Origin of the sequence: Nonomuraea sediminis, from assembly GCF_018531495.1 — a bacterium.
Taxonomy (GTDB): Bacteria; Actinomycetota; Actinomycetes; order Streptosporangiales; family Streptosporangiaceae; genus Nonomuraea; species Nonomuraea sediminis.
This window is the reverse complement of record NZ_JAHDTI010000028.1, coordinates 56703-75821: the sequence shown is the minus strand read 5'-3', so window position 1 is coordinate 75821 and position 19119 is coordinate 56703. Positions and strand designations below refer to the sequence as shown.

Annotated in this window: 19 protein-coding genes; 12 read left to right on the top strand and 7 right to left on the bottom strand. The window is 71.6% G+C overall.

Features of this window, described 5'->3' with window-relative positions; all coding sequences use genetic code 11:
- Positions 1–441, bottom strand: a 441-nt coding sequence (locus tag KIK09_RS55900; protein WP_275956610.1) for an AfsR/SARP family transcriptional regulator, incomplete at its 3' end; no start/stop codon positions are given.
- 169 nt (positions 442–610) lie between these two features.
- On the opposite strand from KIK09_RS55900, the gene KIK09_RS55895 reads away from it, so the two are divergent.
- The 6 genes from KIK09_RS55895 (at position 611) to KIK09_RS55870 (ending at position 8551) form a co-directional block, all read left to right on the top strand.
- Positions 611–2101 (top strand): FAD-dependent monooxygenase, encoded by a 1491-nt coding sequence (locus KIK09_RS55895; protein ID WP_308164871.1) that lies wholly within the window; start codon positions 611–613, stop codon positions 2099–2101.
- Between the two features lie 44 nt (positions 2102–2145).
- The gene (locus KIK09_RS55890) at positions 2146–2808 is read left to right on the top strand and encodes an SGNH/GDSL hydrolase family protein (protein WP_214327720.1); all 663 of its coding nucleotides are present in this window, start codon (positions 2146–2148) and stop codon (positions 2806–2808) included.
- 52 nt (positions 2809–2860) lie between these two features.
- The gene (locus tag KIK09_RS55885; protein ID WP_214327719.1) at positions 2861–5449 is read left to right on the top strand and encodes an ATP-binding protein; all 2589 of its coding nucleotides are present in this window, start codon (positions 2861–2863) and stop codon (positions 5447–5449) included.
- A gap of 105 nt (positions 5450–5554) precedes the next feature.
- Entirely contained in the window at positions 5555–6610 is a 1056-nt protein-coding gene (locus KIK09_RS55880) for a class I SAM-dependent methyltransferase (protein WP_214327718.1), read from the top strand.
- Complete coding sequence (locus KIK09_RS55875) at positions 6607–7011, top strand: Rid family detoxifying hydrolase (protein WP_214327717.1); 405 nt, start codon at positions 6607–6609, stop codon at positions 7009–7011. Before KIK09_RS55880 ends, KIK09_RS55875 begins: the two co-directional genes overlap by 4 nt.
- A 334-nt stretch (positions 7012–7345) precedes the next feature.
- On the top strand, positions 7346–8551 hold the full coding sequence (locus tag KIK09_RS55870) for an MFS transporter (RefSeq protein ID WP_250575402.1): 1206 nt from the start codon (positions 7346–7348) through the stop codon (positions 8549–8551).
- Positions 8552–8724: 173 nt separating this feature from the next.
- Here the strand turns inward: KIK09_RS55870 and KIK09_RS55865 are convergent, their stop codons facing one another.
- Positions 8725–9615, bottom strand: a complete 891-nt coding sequence (locus KIK09_RS55865; protein WP_308164870.1) for a DMT family transporter — start codon at positions 9613–9615, stop codon at positions 8725–8727.
- 68 nt (positions 9616–9683) lie between these two features.
- Between KIK09_RS55865 and pdxR the strand changes: the two genes are divergently transcribed.
- The 4 genes from pdxR to KIK09_RS55845 are packed head-to-tail and all read left to right on the top strand — an operon-like array spanning position 9684 to position 13694.
- The gene (gene pdxR / locus KIK09_RS55860; protein ID WP_214327716.1) at positions 9684–11057 is read left to right on the top strand and encodes a MocR-like pyridoxine biosynthesis transcription factor PdxR; all 1374 of its coding nucleotides are present in this window, start codon (positions 9684–9686) and stop codon (positions 11055–11057) included.
- Positions 11058–11105: 48 nt separating this feature from the next.
- Positions 11106–12035: a Gfo/Idh/MocA family protein gene (locus KIK09_RS55855; RefSeq protein ID WP_214327715.1), complete on the top strand. Its 930-nt coding sequence runs from the start codon at positions 11106–11108 to the stop codon at positions 12033–12035.
- Positions 12032–12838 (top strand): sugar phosphate isomerase/epimerase family protein, encoded by an 807-nt coding sequence (locus tag KIK09_RS55850; RefSeq protein ID WP_214327714.1) that lies wholly within the window; start codon positions 12032–12034, stop codon positions 12836–12838. Before KIK09_RS55855 ends, KIK09_RS55850 begins: the two co-directional genes overlap by 4 nt.
- Positions 12831–13694 (top strand): Cgl0159 family (beta/alpha)8-fold protein, encoded by an 864-nt coding sequence (locus KIK09_RS55845; protein ID WP_214327713.1) that lies wholly within the window; start codon positions 12831–12833, stop codon positions 13692–13694. The genes KIK09_RS55850 and KIK09_RS55845 overlap by 8 nt, the downstream gene beginning before the upstream one ends.
- Here KIK09_RS55845 and KIK09_RS55840 read toward each other — a convergent pair.
- Together KIK09_RS55840 and KIK09_RS55835 are read right to left on the bottom strand one after the other, a co-directional pair.
- The gene (locus KIK09_RS55840) at positions 13675–14835 is read right to left on the bottom strand and encodes an MFS transporter (protein ID WP_214327712.1); all 1161 of its coding nucleotides are present in this window, start codon (positions 14833–14835) and stop codon (positions 13675–13677) included. The two genes, KIK09_RS55845 and KIK09_RS55840, sit on opposite strands and share 20 nt — an antisense overlap.
- 37 nt (positions 14836–14872) lie before the next feature.
- Positions 14873–15058: a phosphatase PAP2 family protein gene (locus KIK09_RS55835; protein WP_214327711.1), complete on the bottom strand. Its 186-nt coding sequence runs from the start codon at positions 15056–15058 to the stop codon at positions 14873–14875.
- Positions 15059–15133: 75 nt separating this feature from the next.
- Between KIK09_RS55835 and KIK09_RS60465 the strand changes: the two genes are divergently transcribed.
- Entirely contained in the window at positions 15134–15727 is a 594-nt protein-coding gene (locus tag KIK09_RS60465; RefSeq protein WP_214327710.1) for a TetR/AcrR family transcriptional regulator, read from the top strand.
- A 30-nt stretch (positions 15728–15757) separates the two neighbouring features.
- Positions 15758–16618 (top strand): LLM class flavin-dependent oxidoreductase, encoded by an 861-nt coding sequence (locus KIK09_RS55825; protein ID WP_214327709.1) that lies wholly within the window; start codon positions 15758–15760, stop codon positions 16616–16618.
- A 106-nt stretch (positions 16619–16724) separates the two neighbouring features.
- Here the strand turns inward: KIK09_RS55825 and KIK09_RS55820 are convergent, their stop codons facing one another.
- From KIK09_RS55820 to KIK09_RS55810, 3 genes are all read right to left on the bottom strand, one after another.
- Positions 16725–17381: a DUF998 domain-containing protein gene (locus KIK09_RS55820; RefSeq protein WP_250575401.1), complete on the bottom strand. Its 657-nt coding sequence runs from the start codon at positions 17379–17381 to the stop codon at positions 16725–16727.
- A 45-nt stretch (positions 17382–17426) separates the two neighbouring features.
- Positions 17427–18197 (bottom strand): SDR family NAD(P)-dependent oxidoreductase, encoded by a 771-nt coding sequence (locus tag KIK09_RS55815; RefSeq protein ID WP_214327707.1) that lies wholly within the window; start codon positions 18195–18197, stop codon positions 17427–17429.
- Between the two features lie 185 nt (positions 18198–18382).
- Positions 18383–19090 (bottom strand): SDR family oxidoreductase, encoded by a 708-nt coding sequence (locus tag KIK09_RS55810; protein WP_250575400.1) that lies wholly within the window; start codon positions 19088–19090, stop codon positions 18383–18385.
- Between the last annotated feature and the right edge of the window lie 29 nt (positions 19091–19119).

Genomic DNA, 19119 nt, shown 5'->3' with positions numbered 1-19119 from the left:
GACGACCGCGGGCTCGGCGCCGGGACGGTCGCCCCACAGCGCCACGGCCTCGCCGAGCACGGCCGCCGCGGCGTTCGGGTCGCCGGCGCGCAGGCGCTCACGGCCGGCGGCGGCGAACTGCTCGAACCGCAGCGCGTCCACGTCGGCCGCGTCCACGTCCAGCTGGTAGCCGCCCGCGACCTGCGCGACGTCGCCGGCCGAGCCGAGGGTACGGCGCAGCCGCGAGACGAGGGCCTGCAGGGCGTGGGCGGGACCGGCCGGCGGGTCCTCGGCCCAGATCGCGTCGACCAGGACGCCCTGCTCGACCGCGCGTCCGCCGGCGAGCGCCAGCCGTACGACCAGACCCTGCAACCGCGCACCCCGAACGGGCAGGGCGGCGTCACCGCGAGACGCCTGAAAGGCGCCGAGCAGCGTGACGCGAAGCCGCGCATCCCCGTCCATCTCGCGATCCTCGCGCACGCACTCTCGAGTCCCCAAATCACGCTCACACGCTGAGCGGTCGCAGGACGGGCGTGTCAGCGCCGTGTGTGCCCCGTGTGAGCGGCCCGTTCCAGTCTTTGCGGAGAACAGGACAGCGAGCTCCGGAAGGGGAGTTCTCATGCATGACGTAGTGATCGTGGGCGCCGGCCCGGTTGGTCTGTTCCTTGCCTGCGAGCTTGGCCTCGCGGGTTGCTCTGTCCTCGTGCTTGAGCGGGAGGCGGAGACCAGCTCTCCGTGGAGGGCGGCCCCGCTCGGGATGCGGGGACTGTCCGCCGCGTCGGTCGAGGCGTTCTACCGCCGCGGGATGCTGGACCCGCTGTTGAAGGCGTCGCATCCCGGCACGCGCTCTCGTGGTGGGGGCCACTTCGCCGGCATGATGCTCGATCCGGCCAAGGTCGACTTCGCCGCCCTGCCGTACCGGCTTCCCAGCCCGGCGACAGAGGGCGTGATGACCAACCTCGAGGCGGTCGAGACGGTGCTGTCCGAGCGGGCAGCCATGCTCGGCGTGGAGGTCAGGCGCGGCGTCACGGTCTCGGCCATCGCGCAGGACGACGAGACTGTGGTCGCGCGAGCCGGCGAGCACGAGTTCGCGGCGCGCTGGCTCGTGGGCTGCGACGGCGGGCGCAGTGCGGTGCGCGGGCTCGCGGGCTTCGACTTCGCGGGGACTGATCCGCAGTTCACCGGATACGTCGTGCTCGCCACCATCGCCGATCCCGAGAAGCTGCGCCCGGGGTTCAATCTGACGCCGACCGGCATGTACCTGCAGATGCCCGCGAAAGGGCACCTCGGGGTGATGGAGTTCGACGGCGGCGCGTTCGATCGCTCGCAGCGGCCGACTCGCGAGCATCTCCAGGCGGTTCTGCGCCGGGTATCCGGCACCGACGTGACGCTGAGCGACGTCCATCTCGCCTCGAGCTTCACCGATCGGGCGATGCAGACGACGACCTACCGGCAGGGGCGGGTCCTGCTCGCGGGCGACGCCGCTCACATCCACTCTCCCCTCGGGGCGCAGGGACTCAACCTCGGCCTCGGCGACGCCATGAACCTGGGGTGGAAGCTCGCGGCGACCGTGCACGGGTACGCGCCGGACGGGCTTGTCGACACCTACACCCGCGAGCGCCATCAGATCGGCGCGTGGGTGCTCGACTGGACGCGCGCCCAGGCGGCGGTGATGAGGCCGGACCCGCATGCCCAGGCGCTCCAAGGAGTGATCCGCGACCTGATCGGGACCCGTGACGGAACGACCTACGTGGCCGACAAGGTGTCGGGGTCGTCGATCCGCTACGACCTCGGCAGCGAGCATCCGCTGGTCGGCCGCAACGCCCCGGACTTCTGTCTTGAGGACGGCACTCGCCTCGGCGACCTGCTGCAGGACGGACGAGGCGTCGCGCTCGATTTCAGCATCGACCGGTATCTGCACGGTTCAGCGATGGGCTGGGAGAGCCGGATGAGGTATGCGGCGGGGCCGGCGATAGACGACCTCGGAGCTGGCGCCGTGCTTGTCCGACCTGACGGCATAGTCGCCTGGGCCGGTGATCGCGACCCTGATCGTGAAGCGTTCGAGCGGGCCGCCGGCCGTTGGTTCGGTAGTCCGGCGAGCTTTCCAGGCCCCGCGGCCTGAATGTCAACGTTGACATCCTCCTCAACCAAGTTCAAGGAGCACATATGACGATCACCCTCCGACCGGGAAGCACCGTGGTGTTCACCGGCGATTCGATCACCGACAGCCAGCGGATGGAGAGCGAAGACGGCCTCGGGTTCGGCTACCCGCTGCGCATCGCGGGCGAGTGGGGACTCCGGCATCCGGACCGCCCCGTGACCTGGCTGAACACCGGGATCGGCGGCAACAAGGTGATGGACCTCGAAGCCCGCTGGCAGGCGGACGTGCTCGACGCGCGCCCGGATGTGGTGTCGATCCTCGTCGGGGTCAACGACATGGGCTGGCACACGCTGGACCCGGAAGGGTACGTGATCCCCGTGGAGGAGTTCGAGGCGGGTTACGACCGCCTGCTCGCGCCCCTCGCCGAGGCGGGCACGGAGCTGATCCTCATCGAGCCGTTCCTCCTGCCGATCCACGGCGTCGTCGAGGCCGGTGCCGCGGTCATCGGAGAGGCAGAGCGGAAGGAATGGCGCGCCGATCTGAACCCGAAGATCCAGGCCGTGCGGGAACTCGCCGGCAAGTACGGTGCCCAGCTGCTTCCCGCCGACGGCATGTTCGCCGAACTCGCCGCGACGACCGGGCCGGAGTACTGGTCCGAGGACGGCGTGCACCCGACGCCGGCCGGTCACGCCGCACTCGCGGCGGCCTGGCTGCGCCTGGTCGAGTGACCGCGGCTCGCGATCGCTCGTGGGGCGAAGGCGCTCTGTCAGAATGTGCCGGGTGAACGCGACCATCCTGGAGCGCGAAGCCGAGCTGGCCGTTCTGTCCGGTGCCGCGCGTGAGGCCGGCGCCGGATCCGGCTCGGTGATCCTCGTGTCCGGCGAGGCGGGGATCGGGAAGTCAAGCCTGGTTCACGGCATTCGGGCGGTGCTGCCGGCGGATGGGCGGCTCCTGGTGGGGTACTGCGACGACCTCGCGACGCCGCGGGTGCTCGGCCCTCTGCGTGATCTCATCGGCAGCATCGGAACCGCGCTGACCCGGGCGCTGGAGCGCGGCGATCGAGGCGAGGTGCTGGAGGCGCTGCGCGCCGAGCTCGACCGGGTGGAGCAGCCGACGGTGCTGGTTGTGGAAGATGTCCACTGGGCCGATGAGGCGACCCTCGACGTGCTGCGCTACCTGGTCCGCCGGGCGGGGCGGCTGCCGCTGGTCCTGGTGCTCACCTACCGCGACGACGAGCTGGCCGGCGATCACCCGCTGCGGCACCTGCTGGGGGTGGCCTCCCGGGCCGAGCGGGTGCGCCGGCTGCGGTTGGCCCGGCTCAGCCTGGCCGCGGTGCGCCAGCTGAGCGAGGCCACCGACGTCGACGCGGACGAGGTCTTCGCGGTGACCTCCGGCAACCCCTACTTCGTCACCGAGCTGCTGGCCGGTGGGGACGCCGCGGCGGTGCCGTTGACGATCGCGGACGCGGTCTCGGCCCGGGTCGCGCAGCTCGACCCGGCGACTTCGGCGGTCCTGGAACGGCTCGCCGTCGTGCCGTCGGCGGTGGAGCGATGGCTCGTCGAAGCCCTCGTGCCGGAAGGTGCGGCCGTGCTCGCCCCGGCCGAGGAGCGAGGCCTGCTTCATGTCACGCCGCGCCGGGTGACTTTCCGCCACGAACTGACTCGCCGCGCGGTGGTGGATTCGATGCCGGCGGTGCTCCGGGAGGCGGCCAACCGCGGCGTGCTCGCCGCGCTCCTGGCTCGGCCCGGGATCGAGGTGTCCAGGGTGGTGCACCACGCGGCGCAGGCGGGTGCCCGCGACGTCATCCTCGAGTACGGGCCGGCCGCGGCCCGGGAGGCGGCCGACGCCGGGGCGCACCGGCAGGCGGCGGCCCACCTGCGGCTGGTCCTCGACCAGCAGCCGGTACTCGCCCGGCAGGACGAGGCGGAGCTGTGGGAACGCTTGGCCGTCGAGAGCTACACCATCGGTGCCCCCGCCGGCGAGACGGTGGCGGCCCAGCGACGCGCGGTCGAGCTGCGACGCGGTGACGACCCGCGCGCTTTGGGCGCTTCCCTGCGCTGGCTGTCGCGGATCTGCTGGTGGGCAGGGAACCCGGACGAGGCGGATACGGCGGCGGACGAGGCGGTCGCCGTTCTCGGTGCCGTCGACGACCAGCTGCTCGCCATGGCGCTGAGCAACAAGGCTCAGCTGCATGCGCTGGCGGGGCGGGACACCGAGGCCGCCGACCTGGCCGAGCGGGCCATCGCGCTCGGCAGGGACACACCGGCGATCCTGTCGCACGCGCTCAACAACCTGGCCATGGCGCGTGACCGGCTCGGCGACCCGAGAACGCTGCCCACCTTCGAGGAGTGCCTGCGCGTCGCGCTTGACGCGGACGAGCCCGAGCACGCGTGCCGGGCCTACGTGAACCTGATCCTGGTCAGCCTCGCCAATCTGCGTCTCGACCTCGCCCGGGGCCGCCTCGCCGAAGGCATCGAGTTCGCCGAACGCTCAGAGTTCCTGATGTACTTCCAGTACCTGCAGGTGGCGGCGGCGACGCTGCACTTCATGACCGGCGACTGGGACGAGGTGCTGCCGGCCGCGGCGTACGCCCTCGATGCCGCCTCCCCGCCGGTGCGATGCGCCGCGTTAACCGTGATCGGCCGCACCCAGTTGCGCCGCGGAGAACCGTCTGCGGTACGGACGCTGCGCGAGGCGTGGCAGCTGGCCGTACGCCAGGGCGAAAGCCAGTGGATCGCACCGGCGGCCGCGGCCCTGGCCGAGGCGAGCATGCTCGACCCCGACGCCGGTTCGGCCATCGCGGAGCTGACCGAGGCGTACGAGCTGGCAGGCCGGTTCGGCACCGTCGCCGAGCGGGCAGAGCTGGCGTACTGGCTGGGCCGCGCGGGCCGGCCCGTCGGCGGGCAGGAGCTGAACCATCCGTACGCGTTGCTGGCCGACGGCCGGTGGGCCGAGGCAGCCGAGGCGTGGCGGGTGGCAGGCTGCCGGTACGAGTACGCCGCGGCGCTGGCCGCCAGCACCGAGGCCGGCGAGCAGCTGACCGCGCTGGCCGTGCTCGACTCGCTCGGTGCCGAGCCGCTAGCCCGGCTGGTCCGGGCACGCCTGCGGGACCTCGGAGTGACCCGGGTGCCACGTGGTCCGGCTCCCTCGACCCGGGTCAACCCGGCCGGCCTGACCGAGCGCCAGGTCGAGGTCGTCCAGCTGCTGGCCCAGGGCATGAGCAACGCGGAGATCGCCCGCCGGCTCGTCGTGTCGGTACGCACCGTGGAGAGCCACGTCGCGGCGGTTCTGGCCAAACTCGGCACCCACACCCGCCAGGGCGCCGCCGAACGCGCCGCCGGGCTAGGGATCCTCGCCCCACCAGCCTGACCTCAAGCATCGGTAGCGCCTGCCCCGATCTCGGTAGCGACTACCGAGGCGACAGGCCTCGGAAGCCTCGTAGAACGGGGGCAGACCGAAACCGAGGAGGATTTCATGGCACTGGACGAGGACCGCCTCATGGCCTTCCTGAACACGTTCGCCGGAGATCTCGGCGCGACGATGGCCGCCGGCAGCGTCGTGGTCGGCGACAAGCTGGGGCTGTACAAGGCGCTGGCCGGCGGGGCGCACTCGCCGCATGAGCTGGCCGCGGCCACCGGTACCTGGCCGCGCTACGTCGAGGAATGGCTGCGCGGGCAGGCCGCGGGCGGCTACGTGGAGTACGACGCGCCGACGGGCACCTACCGGCTGAGCGAGGAGCAGGCGTTCGCGCTGACCGACCCGGACGGGCCCGTCTTCGTTCCGGGCGCGTTCCAGCTCGCGCTCGGCGCGCTGAAGGCGGAGCCGGAGATCACCGAGGCGTTCCTTAGCGGCGACGGGGTGGGCTGGCACCGGCATGACGGGGACGTCTTCACCGGCTGCGAGCGCTTCTTCCGCCCCGGCTACGGCGCCAACCTGGTCAGCGCCTGGCTGCCCGCGCTCGACGGCGTCGAGAACAAGCTGCGCCGTGGCGCCCGCGTCGCGGATGTCGGCTGCGGCCACGGCGCGTCCACCATCCTGATGGCACAAGCGTTCCCGGCTTCGACGTTCGCCGGATCGGACTACCACGACGCCTCGATCGATCAAGCCTGCAAGCGAGCGGAAGACCTGGGGCTCGGAGCTTCGGTGAGCTTCACCGTGGCGCCCGCGCAGAGCTTCGACGATGGTCCGTACGACCTGGTCACCACCTTCGACGCGCTGCACGACATGGGCGACCCGCTCGGCGCGGCCATCAATGTCCGCGCCCAGCTGGCCGGCGACGGCACCTGGCTGATCGTCGAGCCCGCCGCGGGCGCGTCGGTGGCCGACAACCTCAACCCTGTCGGCCGGGTGTACTACTCCTTCTCGACGTTCCTGTGCGTGCCCAGCGCCTTGTCGCAGGAGGGCGGGTATTCGCTCGGCGCCCAGGCGGGCGAGGAGCCGATCCGCCGTCTGGCCGCCGATGCGGGGTTCACCCGGTTCCGCCGCGTCGCCGAGACGCCGTTCAACATCGTGTACGAGGCCCGTCCATGATCAGAACCGCGGTCTCCGCCGATGCCGCGCCGCCCGCGATCGGCCCCTACAGCCAAGCCGTCGTGGCCAACGGGTTCGTCTTCTGCTCCGGCACCGTCGGCATCGATCCGGCCACCGGCGCACTCGGCGAGGGCATCGAAGCACAGACAGAGCAGGCGCTGCGCAACCTGAACGCCATCCTCACCGCGGCCGGCGCATCCTTGTCCACACTCGTCAAGACGACGATCTTCTACACGAATCCGGCGGACTTCGCGACCATCAACGCGATCTACGCCCGGCACATGCCAGACCCCGCGCCCGCCCGGTCGGCGCCGGCCAACGTGATCCTGCCTCGCGGCATACTCATCTCCATCGAGGCAATCGCGATCACCGAAACACCGGCGCCGACCGGCCGATCCTGACCCCGGCGGGGTTTGTTCCCGACCAGCTCGTCCTCGTCCAGCACACCTGTACGGCAAGCCCTCCACCCCGGTTTCGCGCCGGCGGGCTCGGGAGGGTGCGCCGTGGTCGGCGAGGCGAGGGGGCCGCGGTGCCCGGTAGACGAAGCGGCGTGGCGGCGGGCAACCGTCACCGACTCGCCGCGAGCGCCGGGCGCGGGTCCTCAGCCGAAGTGCGGCGGGCGGCCGGTGGCGGGGGGCCTGCCGTACCAGAAAGAGCGTGGCCCTGCTGTACCAGAAAGACGGTAGGGAAGAAATGGGCCTACCGAGTGGTCGGTTGGGAAGTTATGGTTCGGCTATGGCTGAGGTCGCGGCCCCGGTGCGGTTGGGGCGCTTGCTGCCGGTTCTCGGAGTTGCGAACGCCGTGATGTTCGCCCTCTATGCGGGCGTGGGCGTGCTGCTCGGGCTCAACGTCGAACAGCTCGACCCGGCGGGCAAGGTGTCCAGCCTGGGGCTGATCTCGGGGATCGGCGCGGTGTTCGCCACCGTGTTCAACCCCGTCGGCGGCGCGTTATCCGACAGGACGCGGTCGCGGTTCGGGCGGCGGGTGCCGTGGATGATCGGCGGCTCGGTGGCGGCGCTGGGCGCGATGGCGCTGATGGCCGGCGCGCGGTCGCTGTTCGCGCTGGCCGTGGGGTGGTGCCTGGGACAGGCCACGATGAACCTGTTCCAGGCCGCGCTGACCGCGATCGTCCCCGACCGGGTGCCGGAGGACAGGCGGGGGACCGCCTCCGCGGTGCTGGGGATCATGCTGTCGCTCGGCAGCGTGATCGGGACCCTGCTCGCCGCCCGGTTCGCGGCGAACATCCCGCTCGGCTATTTGGTGTTCGGCGCGCTGGTCGTCGGCGCGGCGGTGCTCGCGTCGGTGTTCACCAGGGATTCGGGCTCGGTGGAAGAGCGGCGTGAGCGCCCGAGGTTCCTGTCGGCCATGCGGCACAGGGACTTCATGTGGGTGTTCATCGGCCGGACGCTCATGGTGCTCGGCTACTTCATGGTGCTGAGCTTCCTGCTGTACATCCTCAAGGACTACATCGGCCTCCCGCCGGGACTGAAGCCGGCCGACGCGGTGGCCAGGATCACGCTGATCTCGACGGCGTGCTCGATCGTCGCCACGCTGATCGGCGGCCCGCTGTCGGACAAGCTCAACCGCCGCAAGGCGTTCGTCACCGTGGCCGGCGTGGTGGCCGCGCTCGCGCTGCTGATCCCGTTGCTGGCCCCGAGCTGGGGCCTGGTGATGGTGTTCGCGGTGATCCACGGCTCGGCGTTCGGCCTGTACTTCGCGGTCGACATCGCGCTGGCCACGCTGGTGCTGCCGAATCCCGAGGACGCCGCGCGGGACCTCGGCGTGCTCAACGTCGCCGCCGCCGGACCGCAGATCGCGGCGCCGTTCGTGGCCTCCGCGGTGATCCAGATCGGCGGCGGCTACGCGCCGCTGTTCGGGGTGGCTGTGGTGGTCTGCCTGGCGGGCGCGCTCGCCGTACTCCCCATCAGGTCGGTTCGCTAAGGTACGGCGCACACCATGCAATATCTACATAAATGGGCGAATATTCGGACACGGGGCGGCACGTCGGAGACGTTTCCCAGGTATGAGTATCGGACAGATCATGGCCATGATCATCGGCTTCCTCGTGGTAGCCGGCATCGGGATCACCACGGTGGCCGTCGTCCTGTACGGGATCAAGAACGGCCAGTGGCCGACGAAGTGACGCCGGCCTGAACCGCCTCGGGGGCTCGCTCAGCCGTGAGCCCCACGAGGATGCCCGCGATCACCGCGCCCGCGCCCAGCAGGTCGTAGGCCGAAGGCGTCGCGATCCCCAGCACCAGCCCCGTGACGATCGCGCCCACCGGGATGAGCCCGGCGAACAGCCCCGCGCGCCCGGGCCCCAGCCTGGGCAGCGAGGAGTACCACAGGAAGAAGGCGACCACGGTCACCACCAGCGCCAGGTACCCGAACCCGAGCACCTCCGGTCCCGTCGGCGCCCTGAACATCCCGCGCCCCTCCTTGACCAGCCCGATCACGGCGAGCAGCGGTACGGCGAGCGCCGTGGAGTAGGCGGAGACCCGGATCGCCCCGAGCTTGGGCAGCAGCGGGATGGCCAGCATCGAGAAGCACACCTCGCCCACCAGCGCACCCAGTCCCCACAGCAGCCCCGGCAGGTTGCCCGAGCCGAGCCCGGTGGCCAGCGTCGCCCCCGCGACCACGATCGCGGCGCCCACCAGCAGGCGCGGCGCCGGCCGCCCGCCGAACAGAGCCAGCCACAGCGGCACGGTCCCCAGCACGGTCCCGACCAGGGCGGGACCCGAGGCCCGCGTGGACTCCACGACGCAGACGTTGAAGATGACCAGCCCGAAGAGCGTGAGCCCGGCCAGGAAGAGCGTCTCCCTGGCGGTCAGCCGGACGAAGCGGAGCCCGAGGACCCGGGTGGCGACCAGCAGGATGACGGCCGCGACCAGGTAGCGCACGGCTTGCCCGCCGTACACGGGATAGTCCTTGACCAGGCCCGAGACCCCGGCGAGCGTCCCGACAAGGAACATGGCGCAGGCCGCGCCGATGACTCCGTTTCTCACGTCAGGGATGGTATTGAGAGAATGGTTCCCCTGATCAGGCCAATGAGCACAGGAAAGGGAGGTCCAATGTGGCCGACCTCCACGTCACGATAGATCGCGCCAAGGGCGCGATAGCCGGGCAGATCGCCTGCGAGCTGCGGGAGTCCATCCGGCTCGGGCGGCTCGAGCCGGGCACCCGCCTGCCCGCCTCCCGCGACCTCGCCGCGGATCTCCAGGTCTCGCGCGGCGTCGTGGTCGAGGCCTACGAGCAGCTGGTCGCCGAGGGCTTCCTGGTCTCCAGAGTCGGCTCGGGCACCCACGTGGCACGAGCGCTCGAACCCGCCCCGCCGCGGCCCGTGGTCGAGCCGGGGGACGAGACGGAATGCCCGTACTACGGGCACCGCCCCACCAGCCCCGACCTCAGCGGGTTCCCCCGGCAGCGCTGGATGGCCTCGGTGCGGCACGTGCTCACCACGCTGCCGTCCGACGCGTTCGACTACGCCGACCCCGCGGGGGTCTACGAGCTGCGCGAGGAGCTGGCCGGCTACCTGCGCAGAGTCAGGGCCGCCGACGTGCGCCCGGAGAACCTGGTGATCGTCGGCGGCGTGGCCCAGGCGCTCAGTCTCGTGCTCGCCGTCCTCGGCGCCGGGCTGAAGCTGGCCATCGAGGACCCCACGAGCGTCCGCCAGGTCCCGCTGCTGCGCAGGTCGGGCGCCGAGCTCGTGCCCGTGCCGGTGGACGGCGAGGGCCTGCGGGTGGACCGGCTCCCCGCGGCAGGGGCGGTGCTGGTCACCCCGGCGCACCAGTACCCCACCGGCGTGGTGCTGTCGCCGCGGCGCCGTACCGCGCTGGTGGAGTGGGCGCACGCGCATGACGCGTTCGTGCTGGAGGACGACTACGACGCCGAGTTCAGGTTCGACCGCGACCCGGTCGGCTGCCTGCAGGGGCTGGCGCCCGACCGGGTCATCCTGGCCGGCAGCACGAGCAAGTCGCTGGCGCCCGGGCTCAGGCTCGGCTGGGTGGTCGCCCCGGCCGATCTCGCCGCGCAGCTGCAGCGGGCCAGGGCCGAGTTCGACCTCGGCTCTCCCGTCATCGACCAGTACGCGCTCGCGCACTTCATGCACACCGGCGGCTACGACAGGCACCTGCGCAGGATGCGCCGCGAGTACCGGATCCGCAGGGACGTCCTGGTCAGGGCGCTGGCCGAGCACCTGCCCGAGGTCCGGGTCCGCGGCATCCAGGCGGGCCTGCACGCCTGCCTCGAACTGCCCGCCAGCTGGGACGAGAACACGGTGGTCGCCGCCGCCCGCGACCTGGGGCTGCCGGCCGAGGCCGTCGGCCCGATGCGGTACGCGCCGGGCCCGCCCGCGATCGTGGTCGGCTTCGCCCGCATGCCCGCCCACCGGACCGCGGCCGCCGTACAAGGTCTAAAAGTCAGAATGTCAGGACAAACTATTGACTGAGGTGGAAGGTCTCGCTTAGAAAGAAATCCCCACCCCATTGGAGGCACCATGCGCGTGGGACTGCTCGGGCTGGGCAGGATCGGAGCCTTTCACGCCGCGACGCTCGCGGCACATCCGCTGGTGGACGAGCTGATCGTGGCCGACCCTGTGCGCAGCTCGCCGTACGGCAGGCCGGGTGACCCCTTCGAGACGGACGCCGTGGTCATCGCGACGCCCACGAGCACCCATGCCGAGCTGCTGCTCAAGGCGATCGGCCGGGGCATCCCGGTGTTCTGCGAGAAGCCGGTGGCCATCACGCTCGCCGAGACCCTGAAGGTGCTCGAGGCGGGCAGGGGCAAGCACGTGCAGATCGGCTTCCAGCGCCGCTTCGACCCCGGCTACGTCGCCGCGGCCGCCGCGCTGCGCGCGGGCGAGCTGGGTGAGCTGCACCGCGTCCACCTGATCACCGCGGACCCGGCGCCGCCTCCCGCCGAGTACATCCCGCTGTCGGGCGGCATCTACCGCGACTGCCACATCCACGACTTCGACATCCTGCGCTGGGTGACCGGGCGCGAGGTGGTGTCGGTCTACGCCGCCGGCGCCAACCGGGGCGCCGATTTCTTCCGCGCGGCGGGCGACGTCGACACCAGTGTCGCGCTGCTCACCATGGACGACGGCACGCTGGTCACCGTCCAGGGCTCCCGCTACAACGGCGCCGGCTACGACGTGCGCATGGAGCTGGCCGGCACCAAGGGCACCCGCGCCGTCGGGCTCGGCCCGCGCGCGCCGCTGACCAGCACGGAAGGCCTGCAGCCCGACGGCGAACCGTGGCCGGACTTCGTGACCCGCTTCGAGACCGCCTACGTCAACGAGATCGACGCGTTCCTGCGCAGCACCTCCAGCCTGTGCACGATCGAGGACGCGCTGGCCGCGCTGCGCGTGGCCGAGGCATGCGAGCGGTCGCGACGCGAGGGCCGCCCGGTGGAGGTGGAACGATGAAGATCGCCGGTGCGCCGATCTCGTGGGGCGTCTGCGAGGTGCCCGGCTGGGGCTACCAGCTGCCCGCCGACCGCGTGCTGAGCGAGATGCACGAGCTCGGTCTCACCGCCACCGAGCTGGGCCCCGACGGTTTCCTGACGCAGGCACAGATCGAGGAGTACGGCCTGCGCAACGTCGGCGCCTTCGTGCCGGTCGTCCTGCACGACCCCGGGCACGACCCGCTGGCGGACCTGTCGCCCGGCGTCTCGGAGATGCTGGTCCTGGCCGCCGCCACCGGCACCGACGGCTACGACCACCGCCCCACGCTGGACGAGCGGGGCTGGGCGACGCTGCTGGCCAACCTGGACCGCATCGCCGCCGCGGTGCCGCACGTCTGCCTCCACCCGCACGTCGGCACCATGATCGAGAACCGCGAGGAGGTCGAGCGGGTGCTCCGGGGCAGCGCCGTCCCGCTGTGCCTGGACACCGGCCACCTGCTGATCGGCGGCACCGACCCGGCCGAGCTGGCCACGGCCGTGCCGGGACGGATCGCGCACGTCCACATGAAGGACGTGGACGGCCTGCTGGCCGGGCTCGTCAGGAAGGGCGAGCTGACCTACACCCAGGCGGTCGCGCGCGGCATGTACCGCCCGCTCGGCCAGGGCGACGTGGACGTGGCCACCATCGTGCACGAACTCGAGCGGGCTGGGTATCAAGGCTGGTACGTGATGGAGCAGGACGTGATCCTGTCGGGCCCGCGGGACCAGCCGGTCGACGACGTCCGGCGGAGCCTGGCCTACCTGGACGGAGTGGGGGTTGGCTGACTACGGCGAGCTGCGCCGGATCAGGGCCAGGAACCCCGAGCGCATAGCCGAGGCGGCGGCCGCCCGCCGCCGCAGGCCGCTGCTCGGCGACCGCGACCAGCTCATGATCATCGCCGCGGACCATCCGGCCAGGGGCGCGCTGGGCGTCGGCGGCCGGCCGCTGGCCATGGGCAGCAGGGTCGAGCTGCTCGACCGGCTCGCCGTGGCGCTCGCCAGGCCGGGCGTCGACGGGCTGCTCGCCACCCCCGACGTGGTCGAGGACCTGCTGCTGCTCGGCCACCTCGACGACAAGATCGTGATCGGGTCGATGAACAGGGGCGGGCTGCAGGGCGCGGTCTTCGAGTTCGACGACCGCTTCACCGCCTACGACACGGGCACGATCACCCGCATGCGGCTGGACGGCGGCAAGATGCTCTGCCGGATCGCCCTCGACGAGCCGGGCACCTCCGTCACGCTCGAGGCGTGCGCCCGGGCGATCACCGAGCTGGCCGAGCGCGGGCTGGTGGCGATGATCGAGCCGTTCTGGTCACGGCGCACGGGCCACGACCTGTCGGCCGAGGGCGTCATCCAGGCGATCAGCGTGGCCCAGGGACTCGGCGCCACCTCGGCCAGGACCTGGCTGAAGATCCCCGTCGTGGACGACATGGAGCGGGTCATGCAGGCCACCACGCTGCCCACGCTGCTGCTCGGCGGCGATCCCGGCGACACGCCCGACCTGGCCTACGCCGCCTGGCGCAAGGCGCTGCGGCTGCCGGGCGTGCGCGGGCTGGTGGTGGGCAGGGCGCTGCTGTACCCGCCGGACGACGACGTGGCCGCCGCCGTCGACACCGCCGTGGCTATGCTCGGCTCACCTTGACGGCGGGCTCGAAGCCGCGGGCCAGCACGATGATCGCGCCCGCCAGCACCAGCGGGGCGGCGAAGGCCACCCGGTAGCCGCTGGCGTCCGCGATCGGGCCGATCAGCGCGGCGCCCACGATGAAGCCCACGTAGTTGAACAGGTTGACCCTGGCGATGGCCACCCCGGTGCCCGCGGGGTCGAGCCGCCCGGCCGCCGAGAACGACTGCGGCGCCACGACCGACAGTCCCACCCCGGTGAGCCCGAACGAGATGATCGCCAGCGGTTGCGTCGGGGCCAGGACGACGCCCAGGAAACCCAGCGTGGCGATCGCGCCGCCGATCCTGACGATCGCCGCCGGGCCGTACCGCCTGACGGCGACGTCGCCGCCGAGCCGCACCACCAGCGTGGTGGCCTGGTAGGCCGCGAACGCCAGCGGGATCACGTTGTCGTTCGCGTGCATGATCTTGTCCATGAAGACCGTGCTGAAGTTGGACACCGAGGAGTCCCCGATGTACAGGAAGCCCATCGCCAGGCACAGCGGGATGATCGGGCCCCACGGGAAGCGGCCGGTGGCCGCCTCGACCGTCTCGGCCTTCTCCTCCTCGATCGTGCAGAGCTTCGGCCCGGCGTAGAGCGAGCCCGCCACTGCGAACACCATCGGCACCGCCATCACGACCGCCAGCGGCAGATCCTTGCCGACGGCCGACGCCCACAGCGCTCCCACCAGGCTGAGCACGCTCCACAGGCAGTGGAAGCCGTTCAGCACCGGCCTGCCGTACCGGCGTTCGACGGCGACGCCCTGCATGTTCATGCCGGCGTCGACCCCGCCGACCGCCAGGCCGAACAGCAGCAGCGCCGGGACCAGCAGCGGGACGTTCGGCGCCAGACCGGCCAGCACCACGGCCGCCGCGACCAGCGGCTGCGCGATCCGCAGCAGCAGCTTGCTGCCGAGGCGGGCGGCGAAGGCGCCCGCGCTCACGCTGCCCACCCCCGCGAAGACCGGCACGATCAGCAGCAGGATCGTGAGGGCCAGGTCGGAGAGCCGGTGCTTGTTCTGTATCGAGGCGACCTGCGTGAGCAGCGTCGCGAACGACAGGCCCTGCACGGCGTAGACGACGAACGTGGCGATGCGCGCCTGGCGATCACGAGGGGATGGCACGATGGCCTCCAGTGGGGGGATGAAACATGAGGCGCTGTCAGGTTAGCCTCTTGGCCTGCTCCTTCGCCAGGGCGGGCGCGAACGCCCGCCAGAGCAGCAGGCCCCCCGCCGCGGTGTCCGACAGCCAGTGCGCGCCGAGATAGGTCCTGTCCCAGATCATCAGTACGGTCACCAGCGTCGTTACAGCCGGTCCCCGCCTGGGCGCCGCCCACGTGAGGTTCATGGGCGCGGACTTGAGGATTCTCTTCCGAGCGCTCGGTAGGTTTGTTGCTCTTCTGTTACCTGATAAGGTGCCGGGGTGACACGCCGGGGATACGCCACGGGCGATGCGCGGCGGGAGCGCATCCTCGCCACCGCACTGCTGGAGTTCGCGGAGAACGGCTACCGCGGTGCCTCGCTGGCCCGCATCGCCGAGCGCGTCGAGCTGTCACAGGCCGGGCTGCTCCACCACTTCAAGTCGAAGGAGCGGCTGCTGATCGCGGTCCTCGACTACCGCGACGAGGCCGACACGCGCCGCTTCGACTTCGGCAACCTGACGGGGATCGCGGCGCTCGACGCGCTCGCGGACGTGGTCGACTACAACTCCCGGGTGCCCGGCCTCGTCCAGCTCTTCTCGGTCATCAACGGCGAGGCGGTCACGGCCGACCATCCGGGCCACGACTGGGCCAGGACCCGCTACCGCCGGCTGCGCGCCAGCCTCGCCTCGGCCCTGCGCCGCGGCGCCGAGGCCGGTGAATTCCGCGCCGACCTGGACTCGGAGGCGCACGCGGACCGGCTGATCGCCATGATGGACGGCCTGCAGACCCAGTGGCTCCTCGACCCGGACAACGTCGACATGCCCCGCGTCTTCCGTACCTACATAGCCGACGTGATCACCGCCCTCCAGCCGTAACCCCAACGAGGGGTAGGGGAGGATGTGGGGATGCGCTTTTCGGTTAATGTTCCGAATTTTGGTGACTTCGCGGATCCGAGGGTCGTGGCGGCGCTGGCCGTGGCCGTTGAAGAGGCGGGGTGGGATGCGCTGTTCGTGTGGGATCACGTCGTGCATCACAAGCGGCTCCGCCGTACCTTCGCCGACCCGTGGATGCTGCTGACCGCCGCGGGACTGGCGACGTCGCGGATCCGGCTGGGCACGATGGTCACCCCCGTGGCGCGGCGGCGTCCGCAGCAGCTGGCCAGGCAGGTCGCCACGCTGGACGCGCTCACCGGCGGCAGGGTCGTCTTCGGCGCGGGGCTCGGCGGCCCGATCGAGGACGAGTTCGGCAGCTTCGGCGAGCCCACCGACCCCGCCGTCCTCGCCGGGCGCCTGGACGAGGGGCTCGGCCTGCTGGAGCGCTACTGGTCGGGCGAGCCGGTGACGTTCGAGGGCGAGCACTACCGGGTCGACGACGTCACCCTGCTGCCCGCCACGGTGCAGCAGCCGCGCCCGCCGGTGTGGGTGGCGGGGTTCTGGCCGCACCGCAGGCCGATGCGGCGGGCCGTACGGTGGGACGGCGCAGTGCCCCTGTTCGCTTCGGCCACCCACGGTTTCCTGCCGCCGATCGAGGAGGTGCGGGAGCTGGTGGCGTTCCTGCGGCAGGAGCGCGGTGACGACGGGCGGCCCTTCGAGATCGTCCTCGGCGGCCTCACCCCCGGCGACCCGGCCAAGGCCCGTGACGTGATCGGCTCCCTGGCCGAGGCGGGCGCCACCTGGTGGGACGAGCGCCAGCTCATCACCGGCCCCGACCTCGACAAGCTCGAACCCGTCCTGCGCCGCGTCGAACAGGGCCCTCCCACGCTCTGACCCGTTTGCGACGTTTGTTCATCGAAGTCCGGGTATGTAGAAGAGTGCCCACTGGTGCCACTGTGGTGCGGGTCCGGTCGCCGGGAGTCTCCGACGACCGGACGGCCTATCTCACGGGCTCGGGGACAGGCGTATGGCGGGCCGCCCAGATGCCCAGCGCGGTCAGCGAGGCGAGCTCCGTGACCGCGAGACCGCGTTCGACGAGCCCGAGAGGCATGACCTGCCACCAAGCCGTCCCGCTGCGGACGCCGAGGTAGACCATGGTCGCGATGCCGATCACCCAGACCACCGACACCACCCCGAACAGGAACGCCGCCACCGCGGGACGCCGTCCGTCAACGCGGCGCCAGGGGCGGGCGATGATCAGCACCGCGACGGGCAGCGCGAGGAACGCGGCGAAACTCCCCGTGCGGTGGATGCTGCCGCTCAGGCTGGGCCCCACCGACCAGTCGTGCTTGTGGAACGTGGCGGTCACCAGCAGTCCGATGGACCACACCATCATCGCCAGCGTCCCCACGGGCCCGGCCAGCTTCCTGTGCGCCAGGGAGAGCCCGATCAGCGCGGACCCGGCGGCCAGGATCCCGACCCCGAGCCCGAACACCCAGGCCTCCGGCCCGAGCCCGTGCTCGCTGATCGTCCGCCGGATCGGGTCGACCTGGTCGAGCCGGAGCAGGTCCAACGCGACGATCACCGCCGCTCCCACGCCGACCGCGCCCAAACCCCATCCAGCGCCCCGGTGCACCCCGCCCTCACCCCGCCTCATCTCGTTGATCACAACAACGCCCCGGCCGGCCCCGGGATTCCGGGTTTACCGGCCCAGGGCGCGCTCGATCAGGGCGTCCGAGAGCTCCCGCAGGCGGCGCCTGGCGTCCGGGGCGTAGGCCTGCGGGTCGGCCCGCGCCTCGTGATGGCCGTTGAAGTAGCGGCCCGTCACCCCGGCATGGCCGTTCACCAGGCTCATCGTGGCGTCCGCGCCTTCCGCCACGGTGCTCAGCACGGGCGCTCCGGCTTCCCTGACCATGGTGGTGTCCATGTAGGTGGCCGGGTGGAGGGCGTTGACCGTGACGTCCTGGGAGGCGAGTTCCTCCGCCAGGTCGATGGTGAACATGATCTGCGCGAGTTTGCTCTGGCTGTAGGCGCGCTGCCTGCCGTACCCGTGCTCGAGCATGGGGTCGGAGAAGTCGATCGCCTGCTGGCCGACCGAGGCGACGTTGACCACGCGGGCGGGGGAGGAGGCCGTCAGGAGCGGCAGCAGGCGGCGCGTCAGGTGGAAGCCCGCGAGGTAGTTGACCGCGAAGCGGAGCTCGATGCCGTCCTTGCTGAGCTCGCGGCCCGAGCCCGGCTTGCCGCCGCCGACACCGGCGTTGTTGATCAGGACGTCCAGCCGGTCGTAGCGGTCGAGGACCCAGGTGGCCATGGCGTCGACCGCGTGCAGGTCCGCCAGGTCCGCGCGGATCCCGTCGGCCTGCCGTATCTCCGAGCGGCCGTGCACGATGACGCGGTCGCCGGCGGCCGTCAGACGGTGGGCCAGTTCCTGGCCGAGACCCTGGGTGGAGCCGGTGATGAGGATGGTGCGCATGAGGCCTCCCGACAACGGGGAACAAACGGCGAATTTTCCCTGGTTACGAGCTCGCGACACCTAATCAGGGAGTGATTGACATGAAGATCGGGTCCCTGGCGCTCCAGCTCACCGACGCCCAGTTCGCCGACCTCCACAAGCTCGGGCACTGACGGGTACGGCAGGCGCCTGCCGTACCCGAAGAATCACGCCTTGAGGCGCCCGCCGCCGTCGACGGTCAGCACGGTCCCGGTCACGAACCCGTTGTTCACCACGAACGCGATCGTGGCCGCGACCTCCTCGGCGCTGCCCACCCGCCCGACGGGCGTCGCCGCCGCCGAGCTCGACAGCACCGCGGACCGGACCGACGGGTCGAGCGTGGACCACCACTCGGTGTCGATCACGCCGGGGGAGACCGCGTTCACCCGGACCGGCGCCAGCTCGAGCGCGAGCCCGGGCACGGTGGCCTCGAGCCCGCCGTTGACCGCCGCCAGCGCCGACACCCCGGGGTACGCGGCCCCGGCCGAGGCCGCGGTCACGAACGTGATCGAGCCCTGCGGGCTCAGCACCTCCAGCGCCGCCTGAGCCGTCAGCAGATGCGGGATCAGCTTGCCCTCGATACCCCTGACCAGGTCCTCCCTGGTCAGCGTACGCAACGGCCCGGCACCACCGCGGGCCGTCACGGTGATCACCACATGGTCGACCGTGCCGAGCCCGGCGAAGAACTCCCTGGTCACCTCCACGTCGGTGGCGTCAACGGCCTGCCCGGAGGCGCGGTCGCCCAGCTCCTTCAACGCCGACTCGACTCGCTCGGCCGACCGCCCGGTGATGACCACCTCGGCGCCGCCCTTCTCGAGCAGGGCGGCCGTCGCCAGGCCGATACCTGTCGTGCCGCCCACGATCACTACGCGCATCACGCACTCCTAAATACGAGACATCTTGC

Excerpts from the sequence above, each read along its gene's own strand:
- KIK09_RS55890 (WP_214327720.1), top strand. The coding sequence starts at position 2,146 with ATGACGATCACCCTCCGACCGGGAAGCACCGTGGTGTTCACCGGCGAT.
- KIK09_RS55880 (WP_214327718.1), top strand. The coding sequence starts at position 5,555 with ATGGCACTGGACGAGGACCGCCTCATGGCCTTCCTGAACACGTTCGCC.
- KIK09_RS55875 (WP_214327717.1), top strand. The coding sequence starts at position 6,607 with ATGATCAGAACCGCGGTCTCCGCCGATGCCGCGCCGCCCGCGATCGGC.
- KIK09_RS55870 (WP_250575402.1), top strand. The coding sequence starts at position 7,346 with ATGGCTGAGGTCGCGGCCCCGGTGCGGTTGGGGCGCTTGCTGCCGGTT.
- KIK09_RS55855 (WP_214327715.1), top strand. The coding sequence starts at position 11,106 with ATGCGCGTGGGACTGCTCGGGCTGGGCAGGATCGGAGCCTTTCACGCC.
- KIK09_RS55850 (WP_214327714.1), top strand. The coding sequence starts at position 12,032 with ATGAAGATCGCCGGTGCGCCGATCTCGTGGGGCGTCTGCGAGGTGCCC.
- KIK09_RS55835 (WP_214327711.1), bottom strand. The coding sequence starts at position 15,058 with ATGAACCTCACGTGGGCGGCGCCCAGGCGGGGACCGGCTGTAACGACG.
- KIK09_RS55825 (WP_214327709.1), top strand. The coding sequence starts at position 15,758 with ATGCGCTTTTCGGTTAATGTTCCGAATTTTGGTGACTTCGCGGATCCG.
- KIK09_RS55820 (WP_250575401.1), bottom strand. The coding sequence starts at position 17,381 with ATGAGGCGGGGTGAGGGCGGGGTGCACCGGGGCGCTGGATGGGGTTTG.
- KIK09_RS55815 (WP_214327707.1), bottom strand. The coding sequence starts at position 18,197 with ATGCGCACCATCCTCATCACCGGCTCCACCCAGGGTCTCGGCCAGGAA.
- KIK09_RS55810 (WP_250575400.1), bottom strand. The coding sequence starts at position 19,090 with ATGCGCGTAGTGATCGTGGGCGGCACGACAGGTATCGGCCTGGCGACG.